31 protein-coding genes, 2 tRNA genes and 1 pseudogene are annotated in these 24,570 nt (G+C 37.8%); 22 read left to right on the forward strand and 12 right to left on the reverse strand.

The window, feature by feature from the left end; translation table 11 throughout:
* The coding region (locus tag VB711_RS22135) for a sugar nucleotide-binding protein (RefSeq protein ID WP_323288475.1) at positions 1-470 on the forward strand (470 nt) is incomplete at its 5' end.
* Positions 471-842: 372 nt separating this feature from the next.
* Here VB711_RS22135 and VB711_RS22140 read toward each other — a convergent pair.
* Positions 843-916 (reverse strand) — tRNA-Ser (locus VB711_RS22140).
* Positions 917-1,074: 158 nt separating this feature from the next.
* Between VB711_RS22140 and VB711_RS22145 the strand changes: the two genes are divergently transcribed.
* The 3 genes from VB711_RS22145 (at position 1,075) to VB711_RS22155 (ending at position 5,447) form a co-directional block, all read left to right on the forward strand.
* Complete coding sequence (locus VB711_RS22145) at positions 1,075-2,247, forward strand: site-specific integrase (protein WP_323288476.1); 1,173 nt, start codon at positions 1,075-1,077, stop codon at positions 2,245-2,247.
* A 249-nt stretch (positions 2,248-2,496) separates the two neighbouring features.
* On the forward strand, positions 2,497-2,793 hold the full coding sequence (locus VB711_RS22150; protein ID WP_323288477.1) for a hypothetical protein: 297 nt from the start codon (positions 2,497-2,499) through the stop codon (positions 2,791-2,793).
* 326 nt (positions 2,794-3,119) lie between these two features.
* A complete protein-coding gene (locus VB711_RS22155; protein WP_323288478.1) occupies positions 3,120-5,447 on the forward strand; it encodes a VapE domain-containing protein in 2,328 nt (775 codons plus the stop codon).
* Between the two features lie 281 nt (positions 5,448-5,728).
* Here VB711_RS22155 and VB711_RS22160 read toward each other — a convergent pair whose 3' ends face one another.
* Positions 5,729-5,932, reverse strand: coding sequence for a hypothetical protein (locus VB711_RS22160; RefSeq protein ID WP_323288479.1), 204 nt, complete (start codon positions 5,930-5,932; stop codon positions 5,729-5,731).
* A gap of 117 nt (positions 5,933-6,049) precedes the next feature.
* Here VB711_RS22160 and VB711_RS22165 point away from each other — a divergent pair, with 117 nt between their 5' ends.
* On the forward strand, positions 6,050-6,601 hold the full coding sequence (locus VB711_RS22165; protein ID WP_323288480.1) for a hypothetical protein: 552 nt from the start codon (positions 6,050-6,052) through the stop codon (positions 6,599-6,601).
* A gap of 573 nt (positions 6,602-7,174) precedes the next feature.
* Here the strand turns inward: VB711_RS22165 and VB711_RS22170 are convergent.
* A tRNA-Ser gene (locus VB711_RS22170) sits at positions 7,175-7,263 on the reverse strand.
* 104 nt (positions 7,264-7,367) lie between these two features.
* Between VB711_RS22170 and VB711_RS22175 the strand changes: the two genes are divergently transcribed.
* From VB711_RS22175 to VB711_RS22225, 11 genes and pseudogenes are all read left to right on the forward strand, one after another.
* On the forward strand, positions 7,368-7,736 hold the full coding sequence (locus tag VB711_RS22175) for a 2Fe-2S iron-sulfur cluster-binding protein (protein WP_323288481.1): 369 nt from the start codon (positions 7,368-7,370) through the stop codon (positions 7,734-7,736).
* A gap of 1 nt (position 7,737) precedes the next feature.
* Positions 7,738-8,382, forward strand: a complete 645-nt coding sequence (locus VB711_RS22180) for a thermonuclease family protein (RefSeq protein ID WP_323288482.1) — start codon at positions 7,738-7,740, stop codon at positions 8,380-8,382.
* Positions 8,383-8,392: 10 nt separating this feature from the next.
* Positions 8,393-9,205 carry an inositol monophosphatase family protein gene (locus VB711_RS22185; RefSeq protein ID WP_323288483.1) on the forward strand — a complete coding sequence of 271 codons (813 nt, stop codon included), beginning with the start codon at positions 8,393-8,395 and terminating at the stop codon, positions 9,203-9,205.
* A gap of 88 nt (positions 9,206-9,293) precedes the next feature.
* Positions 9,294-10,226, forward strand: coding sequence for a J domain-containing protein (locus VB711_RS22190; protein ID WP_323288484.1), 933 nt, complete (start codon positions 9,294-9,296; stop codon positions 10,224-10,226).
* Positions 10,226-11,437, forward strand: coding sequence for an ATP phosphoribosyltransferase regulatory subunit (locus VB711_RS22195; protein WP_323288485.1), 1,212 nt, complete (start codon positions 10,226-10,228; stop codon positions 11,435-11,437). The genes VB711_RS22190 and VB711_RS22195 overlap by 1 nt, the downstream gene beginning before the upstream one ends.
* 64 nt (positions 11,438-11,501) lie before the next feature.
* On the forward strand, positions 11,502-11,729 hold the full coding sequence (locus VB711_RS22200; protein ID WP_323288486.1) for a ferredoxin family protein: 228 nt from the start codon (positions 11,502-11,504) through the stop codon (positions 11,727-11,729).
* Between the two features lie 57 nt (positions 11,730-11,786).
* The gene (locus VB711_RS22205) at positions 11,787-12,599 is read left to right on the forward strand and encodes a hypothetical protein (protein WP_323288487.1); all 813 of its coding nucleotides are present in this window, start codon (positions 11,787-11,789) and stop codon (positions 12,597-12,599) included.
* Between the two features lie 27 nt (positions 12,600-12,626).
* Entirely contained in the window at positions 12,627-13,352 is a 726-nt protein-coding gene (locus tag VB711_RS22210) for an ABC transporter ATP-binding protein (protein ID WP_323288488.1), read from the forward strand.
* Positions 13,353-13,372: 20 nt separating this feature from the next.
* A pseudogene (locus VB711_RS22215) lies at positions 13,373-13,552 on the forward strand (ankyrin repeat domain-containing protein); the annotation flags it as partial.
* A complete protein-coding gene (locus tag VB711_RS22220) occupies positions 13,539-14,825 on the forward strand; it encodes a nitroreductase family protein (protein ID WP_323288489.1) in 1,287 nt (428 codons plus the stop codon). The pseudogene VB711_RS22215 and the gene VB711_RS22220, both read left to right, overlap by 14 nt.
* An 18-nt stretch (positions 14,826-14,843) precedes the next feature.
* Positions 14,844-15,218 (forward strand): hypothetical protein, encoded by a 375-nt coding sequence (locus tag VB711_RS22225; RefSeq protein ID WP_323288490.1) that lies wholly within the window; start codon positions 14,844-14,846, stop codon positions 15,216-15,218.
* Between the two features lie 26 nt (positions 15,219-15,244).
* On the opposite strand, the gene VB711_RS22230 is transcribed toward VB711_RS22225, so the two are convergent.
* Positions 15,245-15,718: a hydrogenase maturation protease gene (locus tag VB711_RS22230; RefSeq protein ID WP_323288491.1), complete on the reverse strand. Its 474-nt coding sequence runs from the start codon at positions 15,716-15,718 to the stop codon at positions 15,245-15,247.
* Positions 15,719-15,902: 184 nt separating this feature from the next.
* On the opposite strand from VB711_RS22230, the gene VB711_RS22235 reads away from it, so the two are divergent.
* Complete coding sequence (locus VB711_RS22235; RefSeq protein WP_323288493.1) at positions 15,903-16,271, forward strand: SET domain-containing protein; 369 nt, start codon at positions 15,903-15,905, stop codon at positions 16,269-16,271.
* Between the two features lie 544 nt (positions 16,272-16,815).
* Here the strand turns inward: VB711_RS22235 and VB711_RS22240 are convergent.
* Positions 16,816-17,250, reverse strand: a complete 435-nt coding sequence (locus VB711_RS22240; RefSeq protein ID WP_323288494.1) for a hypothetical protein — start codon at positions 17,248-17,250, stop codon at positions 16,816-16,818.
* A 190-nt stretch (positions 17,251-17,440) separates the two neighbouring features.
* Between VB711_RS22240 and VB711_RS22245 the strand changes: the two genes are divergently transcribed.
* On the forward strand, positions 17,441-17,725 hold the full coding sequence (locus VB711_RS22245; RefSeq protein ID WP_416233604.1) for a type II toxin-antitoxin system RelE/ParE family toxin: 285 nt from the start codon (positions 17,441-17,443) through the stop codon (positions 17,723-17,725).
* A 14-nt stretch (positions 17,726-17,739) separates the two neighbouring features.
* Positions 17,740-18,048: a HigA family addiction module antitoxin gene (locus VB711_RS22250; RefSeq protein WP_416233605.1), complete on the forward strand. Its 309-nt coding sequence runs from the start codon at positions 17,740-17,742 to the stop codon at positions 18,046-18,048.
* A 28-nt stretch (positions 18,049-18,076) separates the two neighbouring features.
* Here the strand turns inward: VB711_RS22250 and VB711_RS22255 are convergent, their stop codons facing one another.
* From VB711_RS22255 to VB711_RS22270, 4 genes are all read right to left on the reverse strand, one after another.
* Complete coding sequence (locus VB711_RS22255) at positions 18,077-20,077, reverse strand: NACHT domain-containing protein (RefSeq protein WP_323288497.1); 2,001 nt, start codon at positions 20,075-20,077, stop codon at positions 18,077-18,079.
* Positions 20,078-20,100: 23 nt separating this feature from the next.
* A complete protein-coding gene (locus VB711_RS22260) occupies positions 20,101-21,003 on the reverse strand; it encodes a CHAT domain-containing protein (RefSeq protein WP_323288498.1) in 903 nt (300 codons plus the stop codon).
* A 220-nt stretch (positions 21,004-21,223) separates the two neighbouring features.
* Complete coding sequence (locus tag VB711_RS22265; RefSeq protein ID WP_323288499.1) at positions 21,224-21,622, reverse strand: HNH endonuclease signature motif containing protein; 399 nt, start codon at positions 21,620-21,622, stop codon at positions 21,224-21,226.
* A complete protein-coding gene (locus VB711_RS22270; RefSeq protein WP_323288500.1) occupies positions 21,619-21,975 on the reverse strand; it encodes a hypothetical protein in 357 nt (118 codons plus the stop codon). The genes VB711_RS22265 and VB711_RS22270 overlap by 4 nt, the downstream gene beginning before the upstream one ends.
* A 347-nt stretch (positions 21,976-22,322) precedes the next feature.
* On the opposite strand from VB711_RS22270, the gene VB711_RS22275 reads away from it, so the two are divergent.
* Positions 22,323-22,649: a DUF433 domain-containing protein gene (locus VB711_RS22275; RefSeq protein WP_323288501.1), complete on the forward strand. Its 327-nt coding sequence runs from the start codon at positions 22,323-22,325 to the stop codon at positions 22,647-22,649.
* Between the two features lie 134 nt (positions 22,650-22,783).
* Here the strand turns inward: VB711_RS22275 and VB711_RS22280 are convergent, their stop codons facing one another.
* From VB711_RS22280 to VB711_RS22290, 3 genes are all read right to left on the reverse strand, one after another.
* On the reverse strand, positions 22,784-23,188 hold the full coding sequence (locus VB711_RS22280; protein WP_323288502.1) for a type II toxin-antitoxin system VapC family toxin: 405 nt from the start codon (positions 23,186-23,188) through the stop codon (positions 22,784-22,786).
* Positions 23,188-23,412: a hypothetical protein gene (locus VB711_RS22285; RefSeq protein WP_323288503.1), complete on the reverse strand. Its 225-nt coding sequence runs from the start codon at positions 23,410-23,412 to the stop codon at positions 23,188-23,190. The genes VB711_RS22280 and VB711_RS22285 overlap by 1 nt, the downstream gene beginning before the upstream one ends.
* 165 nt (positions 23,413-23,577) lie before the next feature.
* Positions 23,578-23,766 (reverse strand): hypothetical protein, encoded by a 189-nt coding sequence (locus tag VB711_RS22290; protein ID WP_323288504.1) that lies wholly within the window; start codon positions 23,764-23,766, stop codon positions 23,578-23,580.
* An 81-nt stretch (positions 23,767-23,847) separates the two neighbouring features.
* On the opposite strand from VB711_RS22290, the gene VB711_RS22295 reads away from it, so the two are divergent.
* Both VB711_RS22295 and VB711_RS22300 read left to right on the forward strand, forming a co-directional pair.
* The gene (locus VB711_RS22295; RefSeq protein WP_323288506.1) at positions 23,848-24,327 is read left to right on the forward strand and encodes a PIN domain-containing protein; all 480 of its coding nucleotides are present in this window, start codon (positions 23,848-23,850) and stop codon (positions 24,325-24,327) included.
* A complete protein-coding gene (locus VB711_RS22300) occupies positions 24,308-24,499 on the forward strand; it encodes a hypothetical protein (RefSeq protein ID WP_323288508.1) in 192 nt (63 codons plus the stop codon). The genes VB711_RS22295 and VB711_RS22300 overlap by 20 nt, the downstream gene beginning before the upstream one ends.
* Positions 24,500-24,570 lie beyond the last annotated feature (71 nt).

A 24,570-nucleotide genomic window follows, 5' to 3' on the forward strand; every position in this document is an offset into this window, starting at 1 on the left:
CAGCAGAAGCAGGTATATTCAAAGTGTATCCCCAAGCAGCAATTTGTCGAATGCCCTTAATGTTCGGAGGAGAAACACCGACAGCCCAAAGCTTTATACAACAATTTATTCAAACTTTGAAAGACGGAAAAGAACTAAGGTTGTTTATAGATGAATTCCGCACTCCAGTTAGTGGAAGCACGGCAGCAAAAGGTTTATTATTAGCATTAAATAAAGTCAATGGAATTATCCACTTAGGTGGGAAAGAAAGAATTTCGCGTTATGAATTTGGTAAAATATTAGTTGAAGTGTTACAACTTCCTAGCGATCAATTAAAATCATGTTGGCAAACAGATGTTAAGATGGCAGCACCAAGACCAAAAGATGTTTCTTTAGACAGTTCAAAAGCATTTGCTTTAGGTTATCAACCATTATCTGTGAGAGAAGAGTTAGAAATCTTAAAATCAAAAAACCAGGGTAATCTCATCTAATTTTGTATAATATGACCTTGACAAAAGTAACAAGATAAAAAATACAGGGAACAGGGAACAAGGCTTTCAATATGTACTGAGGTATTGAGTTCGGTATGGCTAGGTAACCTATCAAAAATCAAATAGGAGTCCTATAGATCAAATTAAGGTGCGTCAGAAACTTAAAATTAGGGATTTTAGCCTCAATTATTCTGTCTGACGTGGTTGGTGAGCTTGCCGAACCACACCCTACAGACTACAAAATATCCGAAAAATAAATAACTAGGAACTTGAGTTATTACATCAGAATTATGGATTTTGTCTGTTGAGTTGCTACCAGTATCTAGGATAAAGGTTACTTAGTGTAAATACTAATTTACAGAGTAATAAAAATGGAGAGGGAGGGATTCGAACCCTCGTATACATTACTGCATAACAGACTTTCCAGGTCTGTTCTAAACTTAGCTGTATGATAGAGTTATCAATACTTTCAGAAATTAAACCAGGAAATTAAACCAACGATTAAACCAATAATTAAACCAAACGTGTTATAGTGGCTTTAAAGTTATCCGATAAATGTATGGCTCAAGCTAAAAGCAATTATACTCACTTGAGTATAAATGTAATGAAAACTACAAGCGGTCTAATGTACCAAGCTAGGTTAAGCAGTCGGTTTGGACGTAAGACTATAGGACTAGGCTCAAATGAACTACAAGCGTTAAATGTTGCCTTGGTCATTGATGAACACATTATTAAACAGCTTGCTATTGGTGATGAGATTGACCTTGATGAGTTGAAGTCAATTACTAGAACCGAACTAGACCGCTATAAACAAAAAAAACAACCTACTATCAAGGTTGTTGAGAAAGATGATTTAAGTGTACTGTGGTCAAAGTATGTTGAATATCACACCACACTGAAACTGTGGTCAGATACGACCATTAAAACGGCTGTTCAAACTTGTACATCAATCATTCAAAATTGTCCATATCAAAAGTTAGAGCAACGTCAAGACTTGTTTTTATGGGTATTCTCAGATGACAAACGTAGTCAGGCAACGTCAAAGACCCGGTTAAAGTGGATTGTAGCTTGCATAGATTGGAACAGTAAACAAGGTAACATACCACGTAAATGGGGGATTGAGTATCGTGACGCTTTCAGTGGCTTAAAACTGAAAGATACAAAAGTTGATAACAAATTTACAGATGATACAGATATCTCAATATTTACGGTAGATGAGATATATCTGATATTGTCAGCATTCAAGAACGGAAGCTATGAAACCCAACGCGGTACACACTCTCAATACTACGAATATGTTTACTTTCTATGGTTAACAGGATGCCGACCGAGTGAAGCCACAGCCTTGAAGTGGAAACACGTTAACCTCCAAAAAAACCATATCAAGTTTTGCGAGAATCGTGTAAACGCAAGCGGTAAAATTATCGAAAGCGCAGGTACTAAAACAGAAGATAGTCGGTTATTTCCGATTAATGCTGAACTGCACGCACTACTAACCAATGTCAAAACACGTAAAGACTATGTTTTCTTAAACCGACGGTATGAACCTATCAGTCAACACGCATTTTGTAGAGTCTGGAAAACAGTTTTAGAGGGAATTGGATTACCGTATCGAATACCTTACCAGTTAAGGCATAGCATGATTAGTTACCATGCCAACAATGACTATCCCATACACAAATTGGCAGAAATAGTCGGTAACTCTGAAAAGATAATTAAAGAACATTATCTCAAGTTAGACATTGAACGAATATCCTTACCAGGAATTATCCGATAACTTGTTGGACAAAATAAAAACAAGATATATTCCATGACTTAAACAGTCGTTATAGAAATAGTAGTCAACCACAGTATTCTTGTTTCATCACAATATTAACAAAATAGTACATTAATACTCTTTACTTTCCTGTTATTGATATGGTAGAAATAAGATAAGTCAGATATAGCAGGGGATTGGAAGATTTGAATATCTCTACCATCCATAGAGCCGCACTGAGCCATTGAATCCATACCAATAAATGAGACTATGCCTAGAGGTATACCGAAAGCAGGTAAACGCGCCACTGGTGGTGGACGCAAAAAAAAGTATGGTTGTGAAACTGTACAACGATGGACACCGACGGTTATAGCTGACAAGCTAGATGATTTATATCTATTCCTGATTGAATTAGACAGCGAAATTAATCAGTGGGAATCCATCTGTGAGAGCAAGAAAACATCACCACGATATGAACAGGCAAGAAAATTAACAGCCACTATCAGAGAACGTATAGACGGGCTAGGGATTGACCTTGACGCTATTTATGCCAGTGAGCAAGACTAAAAGCTACCATCTTAGTTAAAATTGTGGTAGCCTATCCTAAAAGCAGTTGAACTCAAGAACGGCAATTCTTGAGTCCATCAGAAAACACGTAGCGGTGTCGCTTATATACAATTGTCTGATTGCTAAGTCTTTATTATGGTAAATCTTACCATTATTTAAAATACTTGGCAACCAAAGGGAAAAGTGCTATTCAGGAAACCTGAAATAGTACAACTGTTTCGTTGGAATTGTTCAACAACTTGTCCAACAACTATATTGTATATCACACTATTGGCGTGTTTTCCAATGTTTTTTGAAAAAAAATCAAAAAATGTATAGAGGAAAACATGAAAGCTTTACAAACAAACGACATCACTACACTAGATGGGTTATCTCATCAGTCGGATATCCCTATTGAATGGTTGAAACCCAATGTAACCCGCACATCTAGTAACGATGGGTGGAAGTTTCATTTATTTGGGGAACAGCCCCAAGTTAGGTATGATAACCCTAAACCAGGTAAAGACGGTAAGAAACTAAGATATAAGACCCTTTCAGGCACTAAAGCTGATATAGGCATCCCTAACCATCCCGATGGACTACCAGCGTCTTTCTTATGGGATAAAAACAATCCCATAGTCATTACAGAGGGCTTTAAAAAAGCAATCAAGGCTTGTAGTGCTGATATCCCATCGGTAGCCACTACAGGTGTATGGAACGGATTAAGGAAGCAGCCTGATGGTAGTAGGGTAATATGCCCTACATTACAGTCATTAATTGACCGTGGGTACTGTGAATACATTATCGCTTTTGATGCTGACGCTGCTACAAAACCTGACGTTATCAAGGCAACTTTGGAGTTAGCGGAAGCTTTGTCCATCTCACGGTGTACCGTTAGGATAGCAACTGGATTATGGACTACTGAGCAGGGTAAAGGCATGGACGACTTTATAACCAACAATGGTGTAGAGGCGATGAGAGCAATATTAGAGAGTGCATACACCCTGGAATTATGGGAACAGGAAATAGCTACACCTATCCTTGCTAAAAAGTCAGGTTCAAAATCATCTGATAAGAAAAGTCACTCATCTGCAATTGCTGAACTAACAGAGTTTTACGGTGATAGGATTAAACGCAATTTGATGACTAATGAAGTGGAGAAGGACGGCGAACAATATTATTTAGACTCTGCTTTTATCCATATCAGTGAGGATACAGGAATAGAATTAAGCAAAAGCTATGCTGCTGATTATCTGGTAGAAATCGCTAGAAGGAATAGCTATCATCCTGTTATAAATTATCTAGAATCTATTAAGAGTTCGTGTGAATCGTTAACTCTTAATAACACCCTAGACACCATACATAAAGTGTTAAGTGAAGCTACAACCGTACAAGAGAAACTACACTTAACATTTCTAACTAAGACCCTTGTAGCAGCCGTAAACAGAGTATATAAACCAGGATGTTTTCAGAAAAACGTGTGCATTCTTTATGGACAGCAAAACGCTGGTAAGTCATCATTTTGGAGGGAACTAGCAAGCGATAACTTTTTTAATAGTTCATATAAGGGGACTAGCGAGAAACACGATTTAATGGTATTGCATTCTGCCTGGATTAATGAGATACCAGAGTTTGATAAAGTCTACAAAAAAACGGATGTAGCAGACTTAAAAAGTATCATTAGCACACCAGCCGATAAGCTTGTATTACCTTATGCGAGAACAACATCTATTCTCAAAAGGATGTCTATTATAGTAGCTACAACCAACAGGCAAGATGTATTGCTAGACCCTACCGGGGGTGTAAGATTTTGGGTAGTTAACATACCAGGGAAAATTAATTTTGAGGTACTACTTAAAAACAGAGATTTGATTTGGGCTTGTGCATATAATCTCTACAAACTTGGCTATTCTTACGAGTTGTCAGAAGATGAACAAGCAGCTAGTTCTATTAATAACGAAACTTACTCAAGTATTGACCCGATAAATGTAGAGGTGGAAAACGCTTGTAGGGTTAGTGACTACAGTGATGAGTTAAGAAGCTTCGTGACACTGGACTATATATGGACTACGCTAAACCCTGGTTTAGATGGTAAATCGTTAAAGCGCAACGAATGGCAGCCTATTACAGACGCGCTAACACGATTAGGATACATGAAGAAGAAAAAACGAATAGATGGGAAATTAGTATCAGGTTGGGAACTGCAAAATAAAAAAGTTGAGAATTTAACGGTAACACCAGTAACAACGCCTGAAAGTCATACAGGACAAGTGTTACCGAACTGTTACCAGTCTGTTACTAATAGCCAAAGTTCGGTAACAGATTTGTCTAGCAGTGATACAGAAGCGTTACCGGACTATAACACCAGTAACAGGAACGGTAACAGTTCGGTAACAGTTGGTATGCAAGGGTTAGAGCCTCTTGTTACTGGTGTTACCGTTAAAAGTCAAAACTTTTTTGAGACAGAATTATCTCACGACTATGATGTTAAGATTGGCGACACCATAGAGTTAACAGACCGCATTAACGGGTTGATGCCTGGTGATAGATATCAAGTGACTAGCATTACGCCATCTGGTGTGACCGTTGAGCCAACAATCCAAAACGGCAAAAGGGCGGGGCAATCGCTAGGTAAGAAACATATATCCACAATGTATTTTAAACTTGTGAGTTGATGTAATTGTTTTGCTGCTGTTCCTATGATGGACAGTAGCAACAATACTTTGCAAAACTCTAGGACATTCTTACAGTCTCCAGTAAAAAAACTTGGTTAAAAGCGTTGTTGTTCTTGAGGTGTAGAGGTAAGGCATCAAATAAGCTAGAATTTCCCCCGCTAGTTAATTGGTGGATGAGTAGGAATTTTTAAAAGCAAGCAATTCTAAGCGAATATCTTGACAGGGAGGGGGTAGTCATAACTTAGGCGGTGGCACTGTATATACAGCAAGCGCAGGTGTCTCTAACCCTCCGATTTGTCACAATCATCAAGTGCTTTTTTAATTGCACCCCGACAAAACTCAGCTTTTTTGTCGCCCAATCCCTGTAACTTATCTTCCATCGACTTAGTAATTCTTATCGTTAATTTGCCAGTTAGCGGTTCATCTCTGTCAGTTTTTAGCTTATAAGCTTCTAAGCTTTTAGGGTGTCCTTTGGGGTTAGGCATTGTGTAGAAATATTAATATTAGCCGAAGCGTATGTAGACATACGTTTAATATTTATTTAGTGGTTGTCACCGTCCAAAGCAGCAACCACTAAACACCATATCTCAGGCAATTTAATTATGCACAATTACACATCACTGTCAAAGCCATTGATAAGTGACTTAACACCAGCATTGTTTACCTATCAAATGAGGGATACTTTTCAGTTGTCAATGCAACACCCATTTAAGGGTTCAACAGATAGACTAACTGATATCGTATGCGTAACAGTTTTAGCTGTTTTGAAAGGTAAAGCACATAACCGTAAATGCTTTGATAATAAACAAAATATCAAAGTAGAGAGGGTGAGTTATTCAGACATCGAAAAGTTCATTAAACACTACAACAGTAGTTTAATTAAGTCATTTCCTACCCTTGCTGATGTTCCCAATCAGAATAACATTAGAACCTACTGTCAACAATATTTAGACATTGATAGCTTTGTTAATTGCTTTATTGATTGGACGCTTCAAGTGAGTGATTACTATCCAGAAATCAAGCCTTACAGTAAAGAACTAGCAAAGGTAGCGTTAATGTCAAAACCTTTCAGATTTGTAATCTGTATTGCTTCTAATTGGAAGTATGCTAACTCAGGGATTACAAACCTAGTAGAAAAAGATTGCCTCTACTAAATTTCAGAATAAGCTAAATATCTACCCAAAGACGTATTACCTAACTGGTTTACGTCTTTTTTGTATCAGTACATAAGTTCTAGTTATCATAGTTTTTAGTTATTGGACAACTAGAATATAGTTACTAATATGACCTAAAAACCCTTGACACTTTGTTATTGGATAAATTAGATTTGTTGCATAAGCAAAGCAACGCCTGAGAGTGCCAGTTTACCAGACATACACTCTCAACCGTCGCTTACCCCTAACTTATTTATCCGATAAGGGTATCCTGATGATAGCAGGAAAATACCCAAAATAGGTAGAGATAACCAAAGTCTCTACCTTATCTTTTATTTGTCCAATAAGTTGTCCAACAATCTCAGAACAAGGTAGAGACAACCCAAAAATCAAAATCACTATTAATTTCTACCTAAATAAAGTCATAAAAGTCAAAAAGCCATACTTGCCGGAAATTTACTTCATAAGGTTACTAACCTCACGATAGAGATTAAACCAATTAAACCAAGCATTAAACCAATATATTTATTGGATAACTATATAAAACGTTGTAACCATTGGTATACAAGGAAGTGGAGAGATAGGGATTTGAACCCTAGAAGAGATTTTAGTCCCTTTCAGACTTTCCAGGTCTGCGCCTTCAACCACTCGGCCACCTCTCCAGGTGTCAGGAATTTCTATTGTAGAACAAAAACTAAAAAAATGCAAATATTAGGAAAGACTTTTTAAAATAAAGTTAAAATCCACAATATTCATCGCAAACAAGATGGTTCAGACCCATACAATTAGAGTTCACGATCGCGCTACTGGCAGATCATACACGTTGCAAGTTCCAGAAGACCGATACATACTGCATTCAGCCGAACATCAAGGAGTAGAACTGCCCTTTTCTTGCCGAAATGGGGCTTGTACCACCTGCGCTGTCAGGGTTCTTGCCGGCGAAATTTATCAACCAGAAGCCATTGGACTTTCCCCAGAATTACGCCGTAAGGGTTACGCTTTACTATGTGTAAGTTACGCCCGTTCTGACTTGGAAGTGGAAACCCAAGACGAAGATGAAGTTTATGAACTTCAATTTGGACGTTATTTTGCTAGGGGAAGAGTTAAAGCAGGTTTACCCTTGGATGAAGACTAAGATGTTTGTATGGTTAGGGTGCATTGCTAAGAACGCCGATAGATGGGTGTTTTCCCCCGTGGGCTGGATATTCTTCATCAAAGTAAAAATAGCGGCTTTGGTGGCGTGTCTCTGCCCTTTTGGGAAGAATCTAGCAATATTAGCTTGTTTACTGCTCTTGGTGAGTTGTCAAAATAAAAATCCATCCATTAATAATATGCCCTCTCAGGTAAAAGTAGCAAGGGTGGTTAGTGGCCAAACTTTAGAAGTATTGGGACTTGCAGAACAACCAAATTTAATTTCTCAAGTGCGGTTAATTGGACTAGATGCACCAGATTTGCGTCAACGGCCTTGGGGGGAAGAGTCTAAACAACTGTTAGAAACTTTGATTAGTGGGGCTGAAAATTCGGTGAAGCTGGAATTTGATGTAGAAGCCAAAGATCAAGTTGGGCGAACCTTGGCCTATGTATGGAAAGATAAATTGTTGTTGAATGAAGAAATACTTAAACAAGGATATGCTTTATTTATAGCGCGATCGCCTAACCATAAATACGACCAACGCCTAGAACGCTCCCAACAGTGGGCAAGAATCATGTCCATAGGAATTTGGGATTCCCAAAAACCCATGCGTCTGACTCCTGGTGAATTTCGCCGGATTTATAGATAACAAACATACCATGACTCAATTACAAATCTTTCTTGACATTGCGACAGAAGCAGCTTTAGCGGCTGGGACAGTTTTAATGGATTATCTGGGTAAATTAGGAGAGACGATTACCGAAAAAGGCCGTCCTGGTGATTTAGTGACCATCGCCGATAAAACTTCTGAAAAAGTGATTTTGGAAATTCTATCCCGTCACTTTCCCCAACATTCAATTTTGGCAGAAGAATCGGGCAAACTAGGTAATCAAGATAGTGAATACCTCTGGGCAATTGATCCCCTCGATGGTACAACTAACTACGCCCATCAATATCCTTGTTTTGCAGTTTCTATCGGACTGTTAATCAATGGTGTACCCCAGGTAGGAGTAATTTATGATCCTTACCATGATGAGTTATTTCGGGCTGCTGCTGGCTTAGGTGCCACACGCAACCGCCGAAGCATTCAGGTTTCTCAAACTACAGAACTGGCTAAAAGCTTGTTGGTAACGGGATTTGCCTATGACCGGCGAGAAACAACTGATAATAATTATGCCGAATTTTGTCATCTGACCCATCTGACCCAAGGAGTTAGACGTGGTGGTGCTGCATCCCTGGATTTAACTCATGTTGCCTGTGGCCGTGTTGATGGTTATTGGGAACGGGGGCTTGCTCCTTGGGATATGGCAGCAGGTATAATTTTAGTACAAGAAGCTGGAGGTAAAGTTACCGCTTACGATCGCACTCCTTTTAAAATAGAATCTGGGAGAATCCTTGCCACTAATGGTTATCTTCACGATAGTCTCAGTCAAGAATTGATGGAAACTTTGCCGTTATTAATCAGTCTATAGGCTGAATTTGCAAATATTTTCACCACTGAACTAGATCAAGGGGCTAAACTAGAAAAATGTCACAGCGTCTTGGGTGTAATACGTCGCTATGTTTTGGAAAATAGATCGCGGCTTGTTTAAATATGATTTTATAGATCATCACGCAGTTTTGTGTGTTCCTCTTAATACTGACCCAAAGGAAATCCGTAAACGCTATCTGCAAATGGCGCGACGATTGCACCCAGACAGCCAAAATTTTGAGGATAATACTGAAAGAATTTTAGCTAATGCGGTGTTGTCTAAGTTGGTTAATCCTGCTTATGAAATATTGTCTTCAGAAAATACTCGTGGGGAATACATTTTAGTTTTGTCACAAATGGGTAAGCGGCTGATCCAAGATTCAGAGGTGATGGAACAGTTAAGTAGCGATCTCGCCAAGGAATTAGCAATTGCGCCAAATATTGATCTATTGTATAGAAATGCGATCGCTAAAATTGCGGAAACTCAGTTAAATAACTTGGATTTAGTACCCCAAATTATTGCCGAAGTCAGTGAGTTGAATTTAGTATACTTGGTACGGAAGGCTGGTCTGTCATTCACCAAATCGTCATCGGCCAAAAATCAAATGGGTGTACAAAATCCACCACCACCGCCCCCAGAACCTAAACAAGATTCCCCGGCAGAACAATACATCCGTCGCGCTCAAACTTTGATGGAGAAAAACCAATTTGCCCAAGCCAAAGTAGAATTGCAAGATGCCTTGAAATTAGAGCCAAAAAATAGTCAATGTCATAGCTTGATTGCTATGGTCTATTTGAGGCAAAATCAGCTAAAAATGGCTAAGGTTCACTTTGACAATGCACTGAAATTAAATCCCAAGGACGAAATGGCTTTGGCATGGAAACCCAAAGTAGATCAAGTCTTAGGAAAACAATCCGGTGCTGCTAATGTGAAATTATCTCCAAATAATGGAGAAAAAGAACCAGATAAGTCTGGAAAAGGTGGGTTGTTCGGCGGTTTGTTTGGCGGGAAGAAAAAATAATGGTGTATCAACCAGCAACGGGAGCCAGGGATCTATTACCCTTAGATGTGGCTCAAAAACACTGGATTGAAGATAGGTTACAACAAGTATTTCATCGTTGGGGATATCACAGGATTATCACCTCAACTTTGGAACGAATGGATACTTTGATGGCTGGTGAAGCAATTCAGCGTCATCGGGTGATTGAACTGCAAAATGGTCAAAATGAGGAATTGGGCCTACGTCCAGAACTCACGGCTTCTATTGCTCGCACTGTGGTTACTCGCATGGCAGATACAACCTATCCCCAAAGGCTGTATTACAACGCTAATGTATTTCGCCGCAATTGGGAAAGTCCCCACAATCGTCAGCAAGAGTTTTATCAAGCTGGGGTGGAGTTGTTAGGATCTGGAGGATTGCTGGCCAATGGAGAAGTGTTGCTGTTGGTAGCTAATTGTTTAGCGGCCTTGGGTTTGCAGGGGTGGCATTTAATTTTAGGTGAGGCGGGTATTACTCGCTCTTTGTTAGATGCTTTTCCGGCTAATATTAGAGGTCAGGTGCGGAGTGCGATCGCTAATTTGGATCGTGTGACTATAGATACTTTACCCTTGGGTGATGAGTTGCGCGATCGCGCTAGAATCATGTTAGATTTGCGCGGCAATAGTGCCGATGTTTTGCAAAAGGTCAGCAGTTTAAATTTAGATGCAGAACTGCAAAAAGCGGTTAATAATCTCAAATCTCTGGTGGAATTACTAGAATCTGAAGGAAATTTCCCCCTAATTCTCGATTTGAGCCTAATTCAAACCATCGACTATTATACAGGCATTGTATTTGAAGTAGTCAGTGATACCGATGGACAGGCACAGGTTTTAGGGCGTGGTGGTCGTTACGATCAGCTTCTAGGGCTATATCATCCCCAAGGAAAAAACATTCCTGGCATTGGCTTTGAATTGGATATAGACGATTTATACCGGATTCTTTCATCTAATCAGCAATTACCTCTAGATACCCCGGCGAGTAACTGGTTGGTAGTACCAGAAACGTCCAGTGCTAATGCTGCCGCCTTTGGCTATGCTCAAAAATTACGTGATTCTACAGAATTGGTGAGAGTAGAAATGGAGTTAGGGGGTAGAGATACAGAAATTGTACGTCAGTACGCACGCGATCGCTCTATTGCTCAAATCGCTTGGATTAGATCTGATGGTTCACCCACCATTGAAGCAGTGCATTAACCAAGAACGTTACAAGTTGTTACGCTAGAAATCGCTGATTGATTAAAGAGAGGGAATCGAAAATATGCCACACACTATTGTCACTGAAGTTTGTGAAGGTGTTGCTGACTGCGTAGCTGCTTGTCCTGTAGCCTGCATACATGAGGGATCTGGCAAAAACATCAAGGGAACAGACTGGTACTGGATTGATTTTGCTACCTGCATCGACTGTGGCATCTGTTTACAAGTTTGTCCAGTAGAAGGCGCAATTTTGCCAGAAGAACGTCCTGAATTGCAAAAGATTACCCAATAGGAAATAATTAGTGATTGGTGAGGAGTTGATCATCTCACCAATCACTAAAATAAACCAATGAAAAATAAAAATTTTTCAAATCAATTAGTATTACAAAATAACCCAACCACCGAAATAGTTATATCTGGGTTAATTACCACAATCATGGCAGTGGTTTCTCTGTCAATTACTTATTTGAGTTTACCAAAAAGTTCGATCTTTTCTTGCGATCGCATTGCTGGAAATCAGATTAACTGTGATTTCAAACAAAACACATTATGGTTAAACTCACAACAAATAACCTTTGTAGATCAACCAACGGCAGCAGTTGTAGCACCTTTATCAGGAGAAGATAACGATTTATATTTAGTTATATTAAAAACCGCCAAAAGTAGTAATTTTACTCTGATCGGCTATAACTCAGAAACACCAGCTAAAAGTATAGCATCTCAAATCAATTATTTTATTAATAATCCAAGACAAAATAATTTGCAAATTAGACTAAATCTCGAATTAAAAATATCGACATTATTGCCTGGATTATTATTTTTTACTATTAGTTTAGCCTTTTTAATAGCCATGATTTTTATTCCTTTTTATAGGAAAATCACCTTTGATAAAACTACTAATCAAATCATCATTAATCAAAAAGGTTGGGTGAAGGATAACATAATTAAATACAAAATTAGTGATATTGTTGAGTTGAGAAAGGAAGAAACAATAGATCAGAGTGATGATAGTAAAATTGAATATATTTTGCTTTTATCTGGAAATAAACGCATACGTTTATTTTTCTATCAGGGTAAAGATTGGGAAAATGAATTAGAAATGGTAGAAAATATAGCTAATTTCTTAAACTTCCCAATTACCCATCAAAAAATTAAGAGTTAACCTATAATTAGATGAGTAAATTATTTTATGACCAATCACCTCCTAACCGTTGAAAGCGTCCACGCTGGCTATATTAAAGATGTAGATATCCTCCAAGGGATTAATTTTAGAGTTGATGCAGGAGAATTAGTAACCGTCATTGGTCCCAATGGTGCGGGTAAATCCACCTTAGCTAAAACCATTTTTGGGCTGTTAACTCCCCATACAGGTACTATTACTTTCAAAGGCCAAAATATCACTGGTTTAAAATCAAATCAAATCGTCCAACGGGGGATGTGTTATGTTCCCCAAATCGCTAACGTTTTTCCCTCTTTGACAATTGAAGAGAACCTAGAAATGGGGGCTTTTGTCCGCAATATACCTCTGAAACCCTTGAAGGACAAGATATTTACTATGTTTCCCCGGTTGAGCGATCGCCGTCGTCAACGTGCGGGTACACTATCAGGAGGGGAACGTCAGATGTTAGCAATGGGGAAAGCATTAATGTTAGAACCCAGTTTACTACTTTTAGATGAACCATCTGCGGCTTTATCACCAATTTTAGTCACACAAGTGTTTGAGCAAATTAAACAAGTTAATCAAGGTGGTACAGCTATTGTTTTAGTAGAACAAAATGCCCGTAAAGCTTTAGAAATGGCTGATCGTGGTTATGTCTTAGAGTCGGGACGGGATGCTATTTCTGGACCCGGTAGAGAATTATTGAATGATCCAAAAGTCGGAGAATTATATTTAGGTGCAGGTAAAAAACATTAAGTAGTGGTAAATATGTAATCAAAACTGATAATGGAGCAACTTTCCTGATGTATGGAGCTTCAGGCGGAAAGACAGAAGTAGTCAAGTTGCTCTTAAAACATCATCCTAACATAAATTTAAAAAACTTGGACGATTATAAAGCTATTGACTTCGCCAGCAATATAGAAGTTTTAAACTTACTCAAAAATGCCGCCAAGTGAACATTCTGAAAAAATCTATCACCATACTACCAAGCATTCTTACTTATCGGTTCAGCTTAATCCCAATTATGTAGACGCTTCAACTCAACCAACTTCCTTTAAAGTTTATCCAAAATTTTATCGGCGAGTGAAATTAAATCCCAATAATCCCACCCATGCTTTTATCAGGTTAACGGGTGCTATTACCTTGGAAAAGCTTGATAAAAATGGAGTTGATAAACTGCGGGTAAATCCCTCAGCAGGGGCTTTGTATCCCACAGAAGTTTATCTACAAATGCGTGGTATTGAGGGTTTTATAGATGGTATTTATCATTTAGAAGTTGAGAATAATTATCTAACACTGATTTATGAATTAATTGATGATGGCTTAGAAAATTATATTATACCAGGAAAAAGTATTAACGGATTCATCTTTTTAATTAGTTCTGTTTATTATAGGTCTAGCTGGAAATATCAAGACAGGAGCATAAGATATTGTTTGTTAGATAGCGGACACCATTTAGGTGCAATCGCAGCTTCAGCATATCTTCACGAGAAAAACATCAAATTAATCTTTGATTTTGATAAACTCACTCTCAATGCAGATTTGGGATTTGAGAATAAGGAGTTTATTAGTGGTTGTGTGATATCGGGAGAGGTTAAAGAAAAACAAATCAGACGCTTGAGGCTACCAATTCCTTTTGTTTGTGGTACTGATTATTTTCAAGCTAATCAATTCATTGAAGATGCCTATCAAGCAACATCTTTACAATCTAGTCACCAGAAAGCATTAGAGCATTTTCAATTTAACTTGAACCGAGAACGATTTTTTGAGAACGTTTGGAATAGGCGTTCTATTAGGCGTTTTCAAAAACAGTTTATTTCCCAAGAAACCTATTGGCGTATTTTGCAAGATGTTCAGCAACCTATACCAACAGAAAATTTTGAGGAAATAGAAATTTATTCTGTGGTGCATCGTGTTGAAGGAATTTTACCAGGGTTATATCAGGGGACACATTTAATTAAGCCGGGTAACTTTAGTGAACAGACAGGTTACTTGTGTATTAATCAAGCTATAGCCAGAGATTGCGCTGTAACTTTATTTTTTGTGTCCGATTATTCGAGTTATCAAACCGCTATGCAATTGGCTGGTTTTTTAGGACAGAGAGTGTATCTATTTAGTAATTATTGGGAAATAGAATGTAGTGGAATTGGTGCTTACTATGATGATGAAGCCCAGCAATTTCTAGAAACCAATAAGGATGTGCTTTATGTAATGGCAATTGGTAAATAAATAGGAAAACCAAGGGAAATGGCAAGAAGACAATTTGATTCTAATGCTGATGATTATCACCCTAAGCAGCCCTCATCAGCAGATATTATTCTTCGACAACAGTTAGAGTATTCGATCAGTAGATACTTTTATGAAGGGTGCGATCGCTCTATTCAAAATCTGTTGTCTGATTGTCGGTGGTTTGTGACAACTCATGCTGGCGTTTTGACTTTGGTAATTGAATGTCGTGATCAAGTTACCAATTGGCGAGTTTTGCAAAAAATTGTCCCCATGGGAAGTTTACTCAACAGCATTGTTAGCAGTGCAAAAATTCGCGTATGTCCTCCAGAAACCAATGGTATTCCTTTTGAAATGAGGGTAGATGAACTCTCAGTTTACCGTGATTGGGCATAAGCCAATTTTGATTTTTTGATGATTAATTAAGTCAGAACATTCTGGTTAACAATGGTGATTAGTTCGGCAAAAACTAGATCAGCAGAATGTTGGACAACGGGACTTAATTCTAAGCCAAAATCAAGATTAGCGGCTTCAATTAAATAAACTGTCACCTCTAGGGGAAAATCATCTTCAAAGATTTTTCTCCCTGCGGCTAAGGCATGATCCCAACGAAAATCATGTAAGTTGTAACTAGGTTCGGGCAGTGCTTCTAGTTCTTTTCCTGGGACTTTAAATATAGCACCTGGTTCAGAACTTGTAAAACTAGCATCAACAATTATTAATCTTTTACTTCCTCTCGCTTGAAACATCACTTCCATCCCCGCAGTACCACAATCATAAACGCGGGTGTTAGGTTGAGGTTTTTGGGCGAGATATTGCTGTAAACGTTGGGCGATAATTACGCCTACGGCATCGTCATTACGATTGAGATTTCCACAACCAATGATAGTTAACATGGGATATTTATAATAACATGAATATTATCAACTTTGCACGAAAAGTTAAAATTTACGGAAACTTTGATTACATCTTCAATGATTGACTTTATAGTGACTATAGAAGTCGTAAGTCAGTGACAAAAATTTATCTTTATTTTCTCTGCGTCTATCTGGATTTTCACCCATCAGATAGAATTGATATATGCTAGTATTTCGTGATACAGAGACTAAAGGTAGAGGTATATTTGCCCAGCAAGATTTTGCTAAAGGAGATTTAATTGAAAGAGCGGCTGTTATTATTATTCCTAAACAACAAGTTAAGTTAATTACTAAAACTGTTTTATTGAATTATTATTTTGGTTGGCATGGAGAAAGCGGAGCGATCGCTCTAGGTTTTGCTTCTTTATTTAATCATTCTTATCATCCCAATGCTGTTTATATTAAGAATTTTGCTAAAAATCTAATTGATATTGTTGCTCACAAATATATTCGGGAAGGTCAGGAAATTACTATTAATTATAATGGACAAGTTGATGATATTACGCCTGTGTGGTTTGATGTTGAGGAGTAAGGCTGATCTTTCGAGTTTATACTCCAAATTCATTTGACTTATTTAATCGACTTGGCTTCATACTTAACCAGATTTGTTGTCCAGTTTCCTTAAATCCCAAAACTACTACATCTACTGACTAACCAATTGTTGGATAATCAGATGGAGTCATATCACCTTCATCTTTGAAATCTGGAATTTGAACTAGACCTGTAAATGGTATTTTTGGAAGGGTTCAGAAAATCAATCCTTTATGGCTAAACCGCAAAAGTAGGTTTGAGGTAGAGGGCGATCGCTACAGAACTTGTACGTTCGCAAATTATATGTCGCAATTCGCAAGTCATGTCGTAACTACTTTTAAGGGCTAGAACCTTTATTATATCAGCATCATAAGCTATTTACACCTACAAAAGACTAATTTACCTAATTCGCATATTGTAGGCCGCAAAACATTATTACAGAGTGCTTTGCGATTCCTACGGATATTTCTATGCGATCGCAATTTAGTTTCAAACAACTAAAGACATCTGAAAACTACGTCTCTCAATGATAGGGTTTAAGATAATCAATCCCAATCTCGCGTTAATGGATCAATTGATATCTCTGGATCAATCTCAATCACGGTGATTTTAGCATTCTCTACCACCGTATTGCCCATCATTGTATTGTGTATTGCCTCAAATTTTGATTCTTCCTCTGCAATGCGTTCATAGTGCAGAATTACATGATAATGTTTGGTAATTGGTTCTCCAGAGTCCGATCGCTCCACTGTCAGCCAATCTATATTTTGTTGTTCTTCCGCTATTCGGCGATACTCATCGGCTAGTTGTTCTAAGGCGATCGCTATCGCGTGTTCTTTTGTTTGTCCGTAGCATTGTATATTTTCTTTAGGAGAATCACTCAGAGACGATGATAATTGGCAAATATACTGTCCATTGTCTTGAGGGAGGAGGGCGATCCTGATATTTCCAGTAATTTGATCGGGGTTTACATCAGTCATATTAAAGCTGCTGAAAAATCTAGGATAATATACTTTTGGTTAAATTGTCAGCGTAGACGTAAAGCGGCTTGTCGTCAAACATCGCTCTATTCGTGTGTTATATGAATGAGTAATCGCTTGGACAATGTAAAAATTTACCACTGGAAATGTATACTAACGTTTGACGATAGTAACGCAAAACGATATTATTGTGATTGTTAATTTCAAATCTGAGCAGACAAAGGTAATTTTTGAAGGCTTTACATCTTCTCAATACCCACTGAATATTCAGAAGACTGCTTTAAGAAAACTACTGATCCTTGATGCAGCAGTATCAATTAATGACTTGCGTGTTCCACCTGGAAATCGCTTAGAAAAGTTAGTTGGCGATAGAATTGGGAAGTATAGTATTCAGATTAATGACCAATGGCGGATTTGCTTTGTTTGGACAGATGAAAACAATGCTTCAGGAGTTGAAATAGTTGATTACCACTAAGTATAAAAATCATGATGAATAACAACCGTTTGCCAAACATTCATCCAGGTGAAATCCTGCAACTTGAATTTTTAGAACCGTTGAATATCACACCTTATAGATTAAGCAAAGATATAGGTGTATCTCAGACACGAATTAGCGAAATTTTATCTGGAAAGCGCAGTATTACAGCAGATACAGCTTTGCGTCTATCTCACTATTTTGGCAACACTGCTCAGTTTTGGTTAAATTTACAAACACAATATGATTTACGTCAGGCATTTGCAGAAAATTCAGAAGTTTACAATCAAATTCCTAAATTTCTCTCTGATGATGTAGCCTAAAATTCATACAAATCATGAGATGATCGCTCTACTCAGATGTTTTGCGTTTGCGTTTTTCGATTTCGGCGATCGGTAATAGTAGGGTTTCTTCAATCTCTTGTCTTGTTATTTCATTAACTGCACATCCATTATTCATACAATCTACTAAAAATTTATTAAGATTATAAAATTTTTGCAGCAAAATTTTTTGTTCATGATCTAGCTGTAAAGTCATACCAATACCTAGATATTCATTTAAAGCACTTTGGAAATATTTCTTCCAAGAAGGAATATTAAGATGCCACCAATCATCAAGATCCATCCATGCATCTTGTTTATATTCTAGATATTGTGGCAAATATAGCTCTGGTGGAGGCATATCAATTGCTTGCAACTTATTCTTTAACTTTTGACAATTTTCTATTGCAATAAAAAGCATAATGTATTTGTAAAAATAGTCATATCTATCATGTCGAGAAAAGAACCCATAGACCCAGTGATGTACACTCATAAACTTTTTCTCAAAATCAGTATCAATAGATACGGCTAGAGGGAAATTTATATCTTTATCTGGCTCTAGATATAGAAATAGATAAATTGCATATAGACAAGATTTCCTGTAAGGAAAATCTGTTGGATCAAATTTTTGTTCAATTAAATTAAGAAATTCTTGTAACTTTATATCAAGTAATAGTTCGTCAATTTTTTGCTTCATAAGCAACAATAAATTGTTGGGGTTTTGTGTGATATTAACAACTAGCAAGAATATCTCTTGCCAATGAATTTTACTAATATAGTGGCTCAAAGTTTTCCAATCTTCTTTGTGGCAAAACAACTTGGCTACTAAATACTCTTGAAACGTCAGATGTGAAAATGACCAAACTTTTTGCGCCCTCTTAATCAATAACCCATGATGGGCTTCAATAGCTCTCAAAACTGCTCGACTATCCCGCAATCCAATTTCCAAAAACTCCGCAATGTAAGCTTCAATTTCCGCTTGTTCAAACAACACATACTGCGGCTGTTCAAACTTTTTCACTGCTAGATAACTAAGTAATTCCAGTTTTCTTTCCAGCGATAAATCTCGGTAAATCTCATCTCTCTCAATCTCCCGTGACTTGTCCCACTGCTCTAGTAGTAGCTCTAATCCTTCCTCATAAAGCTTGGAACGCTTTGAGTAAAACTTGCCAGTGTGGTGAAAAACAGCACAGGTCAAACTCAGCAAAATCGGTGTAATTGCTAAATTCTGAATCGGTTTATTCGTTTCCAGAAAAAGCTGATTTAGAAACTCAAATGATCGTTTTAATCCTGCTGACTCATCCTTCATAACAGCCTTAAACCAATGCTCGGCAAACGATCGCACCTGGGCTTCATTAAAATCTGCTATTTCTACATAATCAAAACGCTCAAACCGCGATTCTTGGCTTTGCGTCCGACAAGTGATAATTAGCTGAATCTGTGGATAAGAACGAGCGAAAACCTTAATTTGCTTGGTGATGTTTTTACCATCTTCTCCTGTGACTTCATCTAACCCGTCTAGCAATACTAATGCTCGACCTTGATGAAAAATTAAATTAATTTCTGCATTTGATAACTGCCAGCACTGCTCAAAATAACGCTCCAGCGAATAGGCAAACTTACGTCCATCATCTACAAAATCTCGCAGTTTAATTAAAGCTGGAATTCGGTGCGTTTGTAAATTGCCAGCGTTGCATTCCGTAACTACTCGCTGCAAATAAGTGGTTTTCCCTGAACCTGGTTTACCCACCACCATTAAATTCGTATTTTTTGCCAGCACTTCTAGCCCTGAAACTCTTTCCCGTTCTTCACCCAAGCTAATGCGATCAAAACTGCGATAACTTGGATTTTTGCTGAAATATTGCCACAGGTCATGGAGTTCTGATTTCCGACTACTGCTCAGTTCCTCTAGGATGTTCACATCTACAAACAAATCACCTAAAGGAACCCAGTGATCTACACCCCATAATGGCATTGTGCTATGTAATCGGTGGATATCATTATGAATGAGCGATCGCACTTGTTGTACCAAGTCATCAACTCGATTTGTTGCCGTTAATTGGACTTTTTTTTTAGATTTTTGAATACTGGGGTATGTTCCTCTGGGATTCCTTGCAGAGCGATCGCATCACAACCACCGTGATAAGCATCTTCATAAGAATAACCAGCCGCTAGTTCATCATAAAAACCAACTGCAAATTTAATCGCGGCATCGTCTCCTATATTACTATTCATACCAACCACATAATCAATATGTTGGGCAATAACTTCGGCTTGAATCTTGGAATAACAAGCGTTGAGAACAACACACTCAAGTCCTCGTGTAGCAAACCGTTTGAATAAATTTGCTAAAGCTTCAGTTGAAACAAGTTGTGCTTCTCCTAAATCATTTTCTAAAACTAATCCATCTTCACCAGAACCATGTCCAGAAAAGTGAACAATTTGGGGATTAAAATCCAACATGGCACGACGTAAATCATCAGGACGAACAGCCCCACGTTGCTGCAAAATAAATTTTTCTCTATGCTGCGATCTTCGCAAACCCTCTTCAATTTCTCGCACTTCTTTATCTAAGCGCAATCTCGCTTCATTGGTAGGGCTAGAGGCTACCACTAAAATGGTTTTACGTGAACTACTTTGAGGATTTTCCCTTTGTTCCAAGTTCTGAAACTCTCCTTTGAGGATAGAACGAACAATTTCTTGGATCTCTGCTGTGTTAGAACCCTGAATTACAGCACTAGCAACTTCTCGAATCGCTTGTGTATCAAGTCCTTGGTAAGTGCGATCGCCAATATGAATACCTTGTCCCTGTCCAATATTAACGATGTTCTTGCCTACTTGTATATCTTGAATACCACCTTTATTGAACCACTGACGCAAAACTTCAACATCCGCATCGGTTTGATGGCCGTTAAGGATACGTTGAATAATGTCATTAAGGTTACTGGGGTCTGTCATTGATTTCAAAATTTTTTAGTTCTATTTTAAACAAAAATTGCTATAAACTCCTAAATTCTTCTTAATGGTCTGCGATCGCCAACCAAAAGTGAATGAGGTAAATTGGTTAGTGTGGTTCGTCCGATGAGATAAGCGATCGCTATTGCTTGAAGTGACATGAGACAATTTGGTACAATTCTATGTAAATTCATTCTATGGCTACAGTCAGTAAATGATAAATTTACTTAATACTACCCAGTTGCTTGCGTTCGAGGATACGTTCGAGGAGGTTAAATTGCAGGATTTTAGCAGTTACCCGCCCTTCTGGAGTTAGTGGCATAATTATCCCTTCTTCTAGGCGAAAATGATCAGACCATTGTTGTAGACGGGGATTAAAAAAGGCAGTTAGTTGTCTTGTCTCAGGGTCAATTGAACCAAGATCAGTTCCTTTGAAACGGTTACAGCAAGGACATGATAAAGCTAGATTTCCAGCTTCAGTTATACCATCATGTTTTTCAGCAATAATGTGTTCCATCTCAAATGCGAAAAGTGAAGCCATTTGAGGAAATTGACAATACTCGCATTTGTTTCCAGCCCGTTGGGTTACTAACCGACGTAAAGTAGCTGATACATAACTCATACTACTGTCTGTAATCGCTTGTAGGCGTGAGCTTTAGCTAAACGTACCCAATGTTCTAAAAGCAAGTAGCGATCGAGTTCTACTTCCTCTGGATGGGAAAGAGTGCCGGATTTATTGCGGTCGAGTAATTCACTCATGCGGGCTTGTAAAGCAGGTGTAGGTCGAATGGCGAGAATTGTTTCTGGGCTGGGTTGACTGGCAAGCAGTTCAACAATTTGACTATCATCTTGGTAAGGGATGGTTTCTGTTGGTGTGAGTTCACCAACTGCGCGATCTAGGGCTTCTGGGAGGCGATCGCCTAACTGTTGCAGTTTTTCACCCAGGCGATCGGGTACGTTCAAGATAATTTGCATTGGTGGTAATTTTATGTATGGGAATTAAGTTTATTTTACTAAGGTTTTTACAGCAATCAAAAATTTGTTAGTGTGGTTCGTCCGATGAGATGAGCGATCGCTATTGCTTGAAGTGACATGAGACAATTTGGTACAATTCTATGTAAATTCATTTTTAGTTAGGCGATCGCTCATTTTGAGATCAGGTACGTTTAAGATAATTTACATTCGTGGTAATTTTATCTCATGGTTAATCACAGATGCGATCGCTTATTTTCAGGATAATTTGTATTGCTAATATTTTAGGGTGATGCTGTCATGTTAGTATAGTAGTATTGATTCTCAGCTTGCAGTTTAGTAGTAATTTTATGACTCTACAAAATTTAGAAACGCAACTACTGGCTTTAAGTCAAGATGAAAAAACACGCGCAATTCAGATATTAGCTCAAAGTCTTGGCAATCCTTGGCGGGGTATTCAGAAAACATTGGGGGTATGTGGTGGTGATGCTTGTATTGGTTTAACTCGTATTCCTGTGTGGGTTTTGGTTAACGCTCGCAACATCGGTATTAGCGAAGAACAACTTTTAAAAGATTACCCGACTCTATTGGCAAGTGATTTAGCAAATGCTTGGTTTTATGCTTCTATGTATCCTGAAGAAATTACCTTAGCTATTAGGGAGAATGAAGAAGCTTAATGGATCGCCAGTTTTCTAAAAGTAGTTTCTCTGTATTCATTGTTATTTTTACTTGATTTATTGCGGGGTGAGTTTTAATATCTTACAAAATTTTAAGGCGATCGCTCATTTTGATATGAATTACCCCTACTTCTCTACCAAATAGTTTTAATAGTGGTTAAAGTTTGAATCCTCAAATCACGAGTAACTAAAGGAATACCTAAGTAAAACGCCGTAGCAGCAATAATTCTATCAGGCATATCAGGAACTGTTACCCGATCAATTTGTCGAATTGTACCTGAAATATTACGTTCCAAAGGTACAAGTATAATACCTACATTGGGATCATCCAAACCATTTAAAATTCGTGTTAATACCTCTTCTGCAAAGCGTCCCTTCTCAACTAAATAAGCAATTTCTATAACTGTGATAGCTGAGATATAAATAGGATTACCTGTATTAATTGCCTGTTCTAACGCTGTTAATGCAGTTTCTGATAACCTCTGTAAGTCAAAAACATACCAAATTAAAGTATGTGTATCTGCAACTACTGATGTCATTAAATTATATCCCTTGGAAAATTATTCCACATTTCTTGACGCGCTTGAGAAATATCTTCTTCACTAATATCTACTTTCAAATCAGCACATACACCTCTAACACTGCGTAAAGGAGTTTTAACAGACATTCTTTGAGACAAAAATTCCGCAAAATCTAATAATTGCTGTTGTTTATCAACAGGTAAATGGCGTAACTTTTCTAACACAGATTGCTCAATATTCATGGAAAAATCTCCTGAATTTACTACATACTATCACCTTACATCCTTGATATCAAGCTCTCATTAATGCGTTAGGAGTAGCAGGAACACTAGAAGCAGGTTATGGTGACTATCGCTATTACTTGAGGTGACATGAGACAATTTGGTACAATTTTATGTAAATTCATTCTAAGGGATGGTTTCAGTGGGTGTGAGTTCATCAACTGCGCGATCAAGGGCTTCTGGAAGGCGATAGCGAAGCGCTGCTGCAAGCAGTTCGCCTAACTGTTGCAGTTTTTCACCCAGGTGATAGCGTTCACGTAGTGTTACGAAGGAAAGCGCTCCGTAGGAATCGGGTACGTTTAAGATAATTTGCATTTGTCGTAATTTTATGTATGGGAATTAAGTTTATTTTACTAATTTAGTTAGGCACTTCACATTTTCCAGTTAAAATACAACATGACTAAAATTTATCTTGATGTTTGTTGTTTAAATCGAACTCTAGACAATTTAGAACAATTTCGGATGCGGATGGAAGCGGAAGCAGTAACAGAAATTATTCAAAATTGTGAAAATGGCAAGTGGATATTGATGAATAGCGATATTATTGAATTTGAAGTTAGTCAACATTCAGACTCATTTAAACAAGAACAGGTCAAGTCCATACTAAATTTAGCCAATATTTATATTCAATCAACTGCAAATACTGATGTCAGAGCAGAAAAGTTAATGGAGTTGAGTTTTAAATTTCACGATGCGTTACATTTGGCTTTTGCTGAAGATGGAGATGCTGATATATTTTTGACAACTGATGACAGACTACTGAAGAAAGCAAAAAAATATCAAAGCATTTGGAATGTAGAAGTAGAAAACCCTACGATTTGGTTAATAAATAATTTGCAATCAGAGGAAGAAAACTATGAAACTGACGGAAATTAGGCAACAAGGATATCAAGCTCTCATTAATGCGTTAGGAGTAGCAGGAACACTAAGGTTTTTACAACAGTTAGAAGTGGGTTATGGTAACTATACTAAAGAACGTCATCAATGGCTCAATCAACTCACAATAGATGACTTCCGTAATTATGTTAAACAGAAAAAAGCTGAATAACATGAAATATCGCTATTGCTTGAAGTGACATGAGACAATTTGGTACAATTCCAATACTTGTCGGTTAAGCT

The sequence above is a fragment of the Cronbergia sp. UHCC 0137 genome, from assembly GCF_034932285.1.
In the GTDB taxonomy this organism is placed as follows: domain Bacteria; phylum Cyanobacteriota; class Cyanobacteriia; order Cyanobacteriales; family Nostocaceae; genus Cronbergia.

Bases quoted from the DNA above. Each gene is read 5' to 3' on its own strand.
- VB711_RS22145 (WP_323288476.1), top strand. From the start codon at position 1,075: ATGAAAACTACAAGCGGTCTAATGTACCAAGCTAGGTTAAGCAGTCGG.
- VB711_RS22205 (WP_323288487.1), top strand. From the start codon at position 11,787: ATGAAAAATAAAAATTTTTCAAATCAATTAGTATTACAAAATAACCCA.
- VB711_RS22190 (WP_323288484.1), top strand. From the start codon at position 9,294: ATGTTTTGGAAAATAGATCGCGGCTTGTTTAAATATGATTTTATAGAT.
- VB711_RS22285 (WP_323288503.1), bottom strand. From the start codon at position 23,412: ATGAATATTGAGCAATCTGTGTTAGAAAAGTTACGCCATTTACCTGTT.
- VB711_RS22185 (WP_323288483.1), top strand. From the start codon at position 8,393: ATGACTCAATTACAAATCTTTCTTGACATTGCGACAGAAGCAGCTTTA.
- VB711_RS22235 (WP_323288493.1), top strand. From the start codon at position 15,903: ATGCTAGTATTTCGTGATACAGAGACTAAAGGTAGAGGTATATTTGCC.
- VB711_RS22290 (WP_323288504.1), bottom strand. From the start codon at position 23,766: ATGCAAATTATCTTAAACGTACCCGATTCCTACGGAGCGCTTTCCTTC.
- VB711_RS22280 (WP_323288502.1), bottom strand. From the start codon at position 23,188: ATGACATCAGTAGTTGCAGATACACATACTTTAATTTGGTATGTTTTT.
- VB711_RS22225 (WP_323288490.1), top strand. From the start codon at position 14,844: ATGGCAAGAAGACAATTTGATTCTAATGCTGATGATTATCACCCTAAG.
- VB711_RS22180 (WP_323288482.1), top strand. From the start codon at position 7,738: ATGTTTGTATGGTTAGGGTGCATTGCTAAGAACGCCGATAGATGGGTG.
- VB711_RS22265 (WP_323288499.1), bottom strand. From the start codon at position 21,622: ATGAGTTATGTATCAGCTACTTTACGTCGGTTAGTAACCCAACGGGCT.
- VB711_RS22260 (WP_323288498.1), bottom strand. From the start codon at position 21,003: ATGACAGACCCCAGTAACCTTAATGACATTATTCAACGTATCCTTAAC.
- VB711_RS22300 (WP_323288508.1), top strand. From the start codon at position 24,308: ATGAAACTGACGGAAATTAGGCAACAAGGATATCAAGCTCTCATTAAT.
- VB711_RS22270 (WP_323288500.1), bottom strand. From the start codon at position 21,975: ATGCAAATTATCTTGAACGTACCCGATCGCCTGGGTGAAAAACTGCAA.
- VB711_RS22155 (WP_323288478.1), top strand. From the start codon at position 3,120: ATGAAAGCTTTACAAACAAACGACATCACTACACTAGATGGGTTATCT.
- VB711_RS22175 (WP_323288481.1), top strand. From the start codon at position 7,368: ATGGTTCAGACCCATACAATTAGAGTTCACGATCGCGCTACTGGCAGA.
- VB711_RS22210 (WP_323288488.1), top strand. From the start codon at position 12,627: ATGACCAATCACCTCCTAACCGTTGAAAGCGTCCACGCTGGCTATATT.
- VB711_RS22195 (WP_323288485.1), top strand. From the start codon at position 10,226: ATGGTGTATCAACCAGCAACGGGAGCCAGGGATCTATTACCCTTAGAT.
- VB711_RS22220 (WP_323288489.1), top strand. From the start codon at position 13,539: ATGCCGCCAAGTGAACATTCTGAAAAAATCTATCACCATACTACCAAG.
- VB711_RS22150 (WP_323288477.1), top strand. From the start codon at position 2,497: ATGCCTAGAGGTATACCGAAAGCAGGTAAACGCGCCACTGGTGGTGGA.
- VB711_RS22230 (WP_323288491.1), bottom strand. From the start codon at position 15,718: ATGTTAACTATCATTGGTTGTGGAAATCTCAATCGTAATGACGATGCC.
- VB711_RS22160 (WP_323288479.1), bottom strand. From the start codon at position 5,932: ATGCCTAACCCCAAAGGACACCCTAAAAGCTTAGAAGCTTATAAGCTA.
- VB711_RS22165 (WP_323288480.1), top strand. From the start codon at position 6,050: ATGCACAATTACACATCACTGTCAAAGCCATTGATAAGTGACTTAACA.
- VB711_RS22240 (WP_323288494.1), bottom strand. From the start codon at position 17,250: ATGACTGATGTAAACCCCGATCAAATTACTGGAAATATCAGGATCGCC.
- VB711_RS22275 (WP_323288501.1), top strand. From the start codon at position 22,323: ATGACTCTACAAAATTTAGAAACGCAACTACTGGCTTTAAGTCAAGAT.
- VB711_RS22295 (WP_323288506.1), top strand. From the start codon at position 23,848: ATGACTAAAATTTATCTTGATGTTTGTTGTTTAAATCGAACTCTAGAC.
- VB711_RS22250 (WP_416233605.1), top strand. From the start codon at position 17,740: ATGAATAACAACCGTTTGCCAAACATTCATCCAGGTGAAATCCTGCAA.
- VB711_RS22200 (WP_323288486.1), top strand. From the start codon at position 11,502: ATGCCACACACTATTGTCACTGAAGTTTGTGAAGGTGTTGCTGACTGC.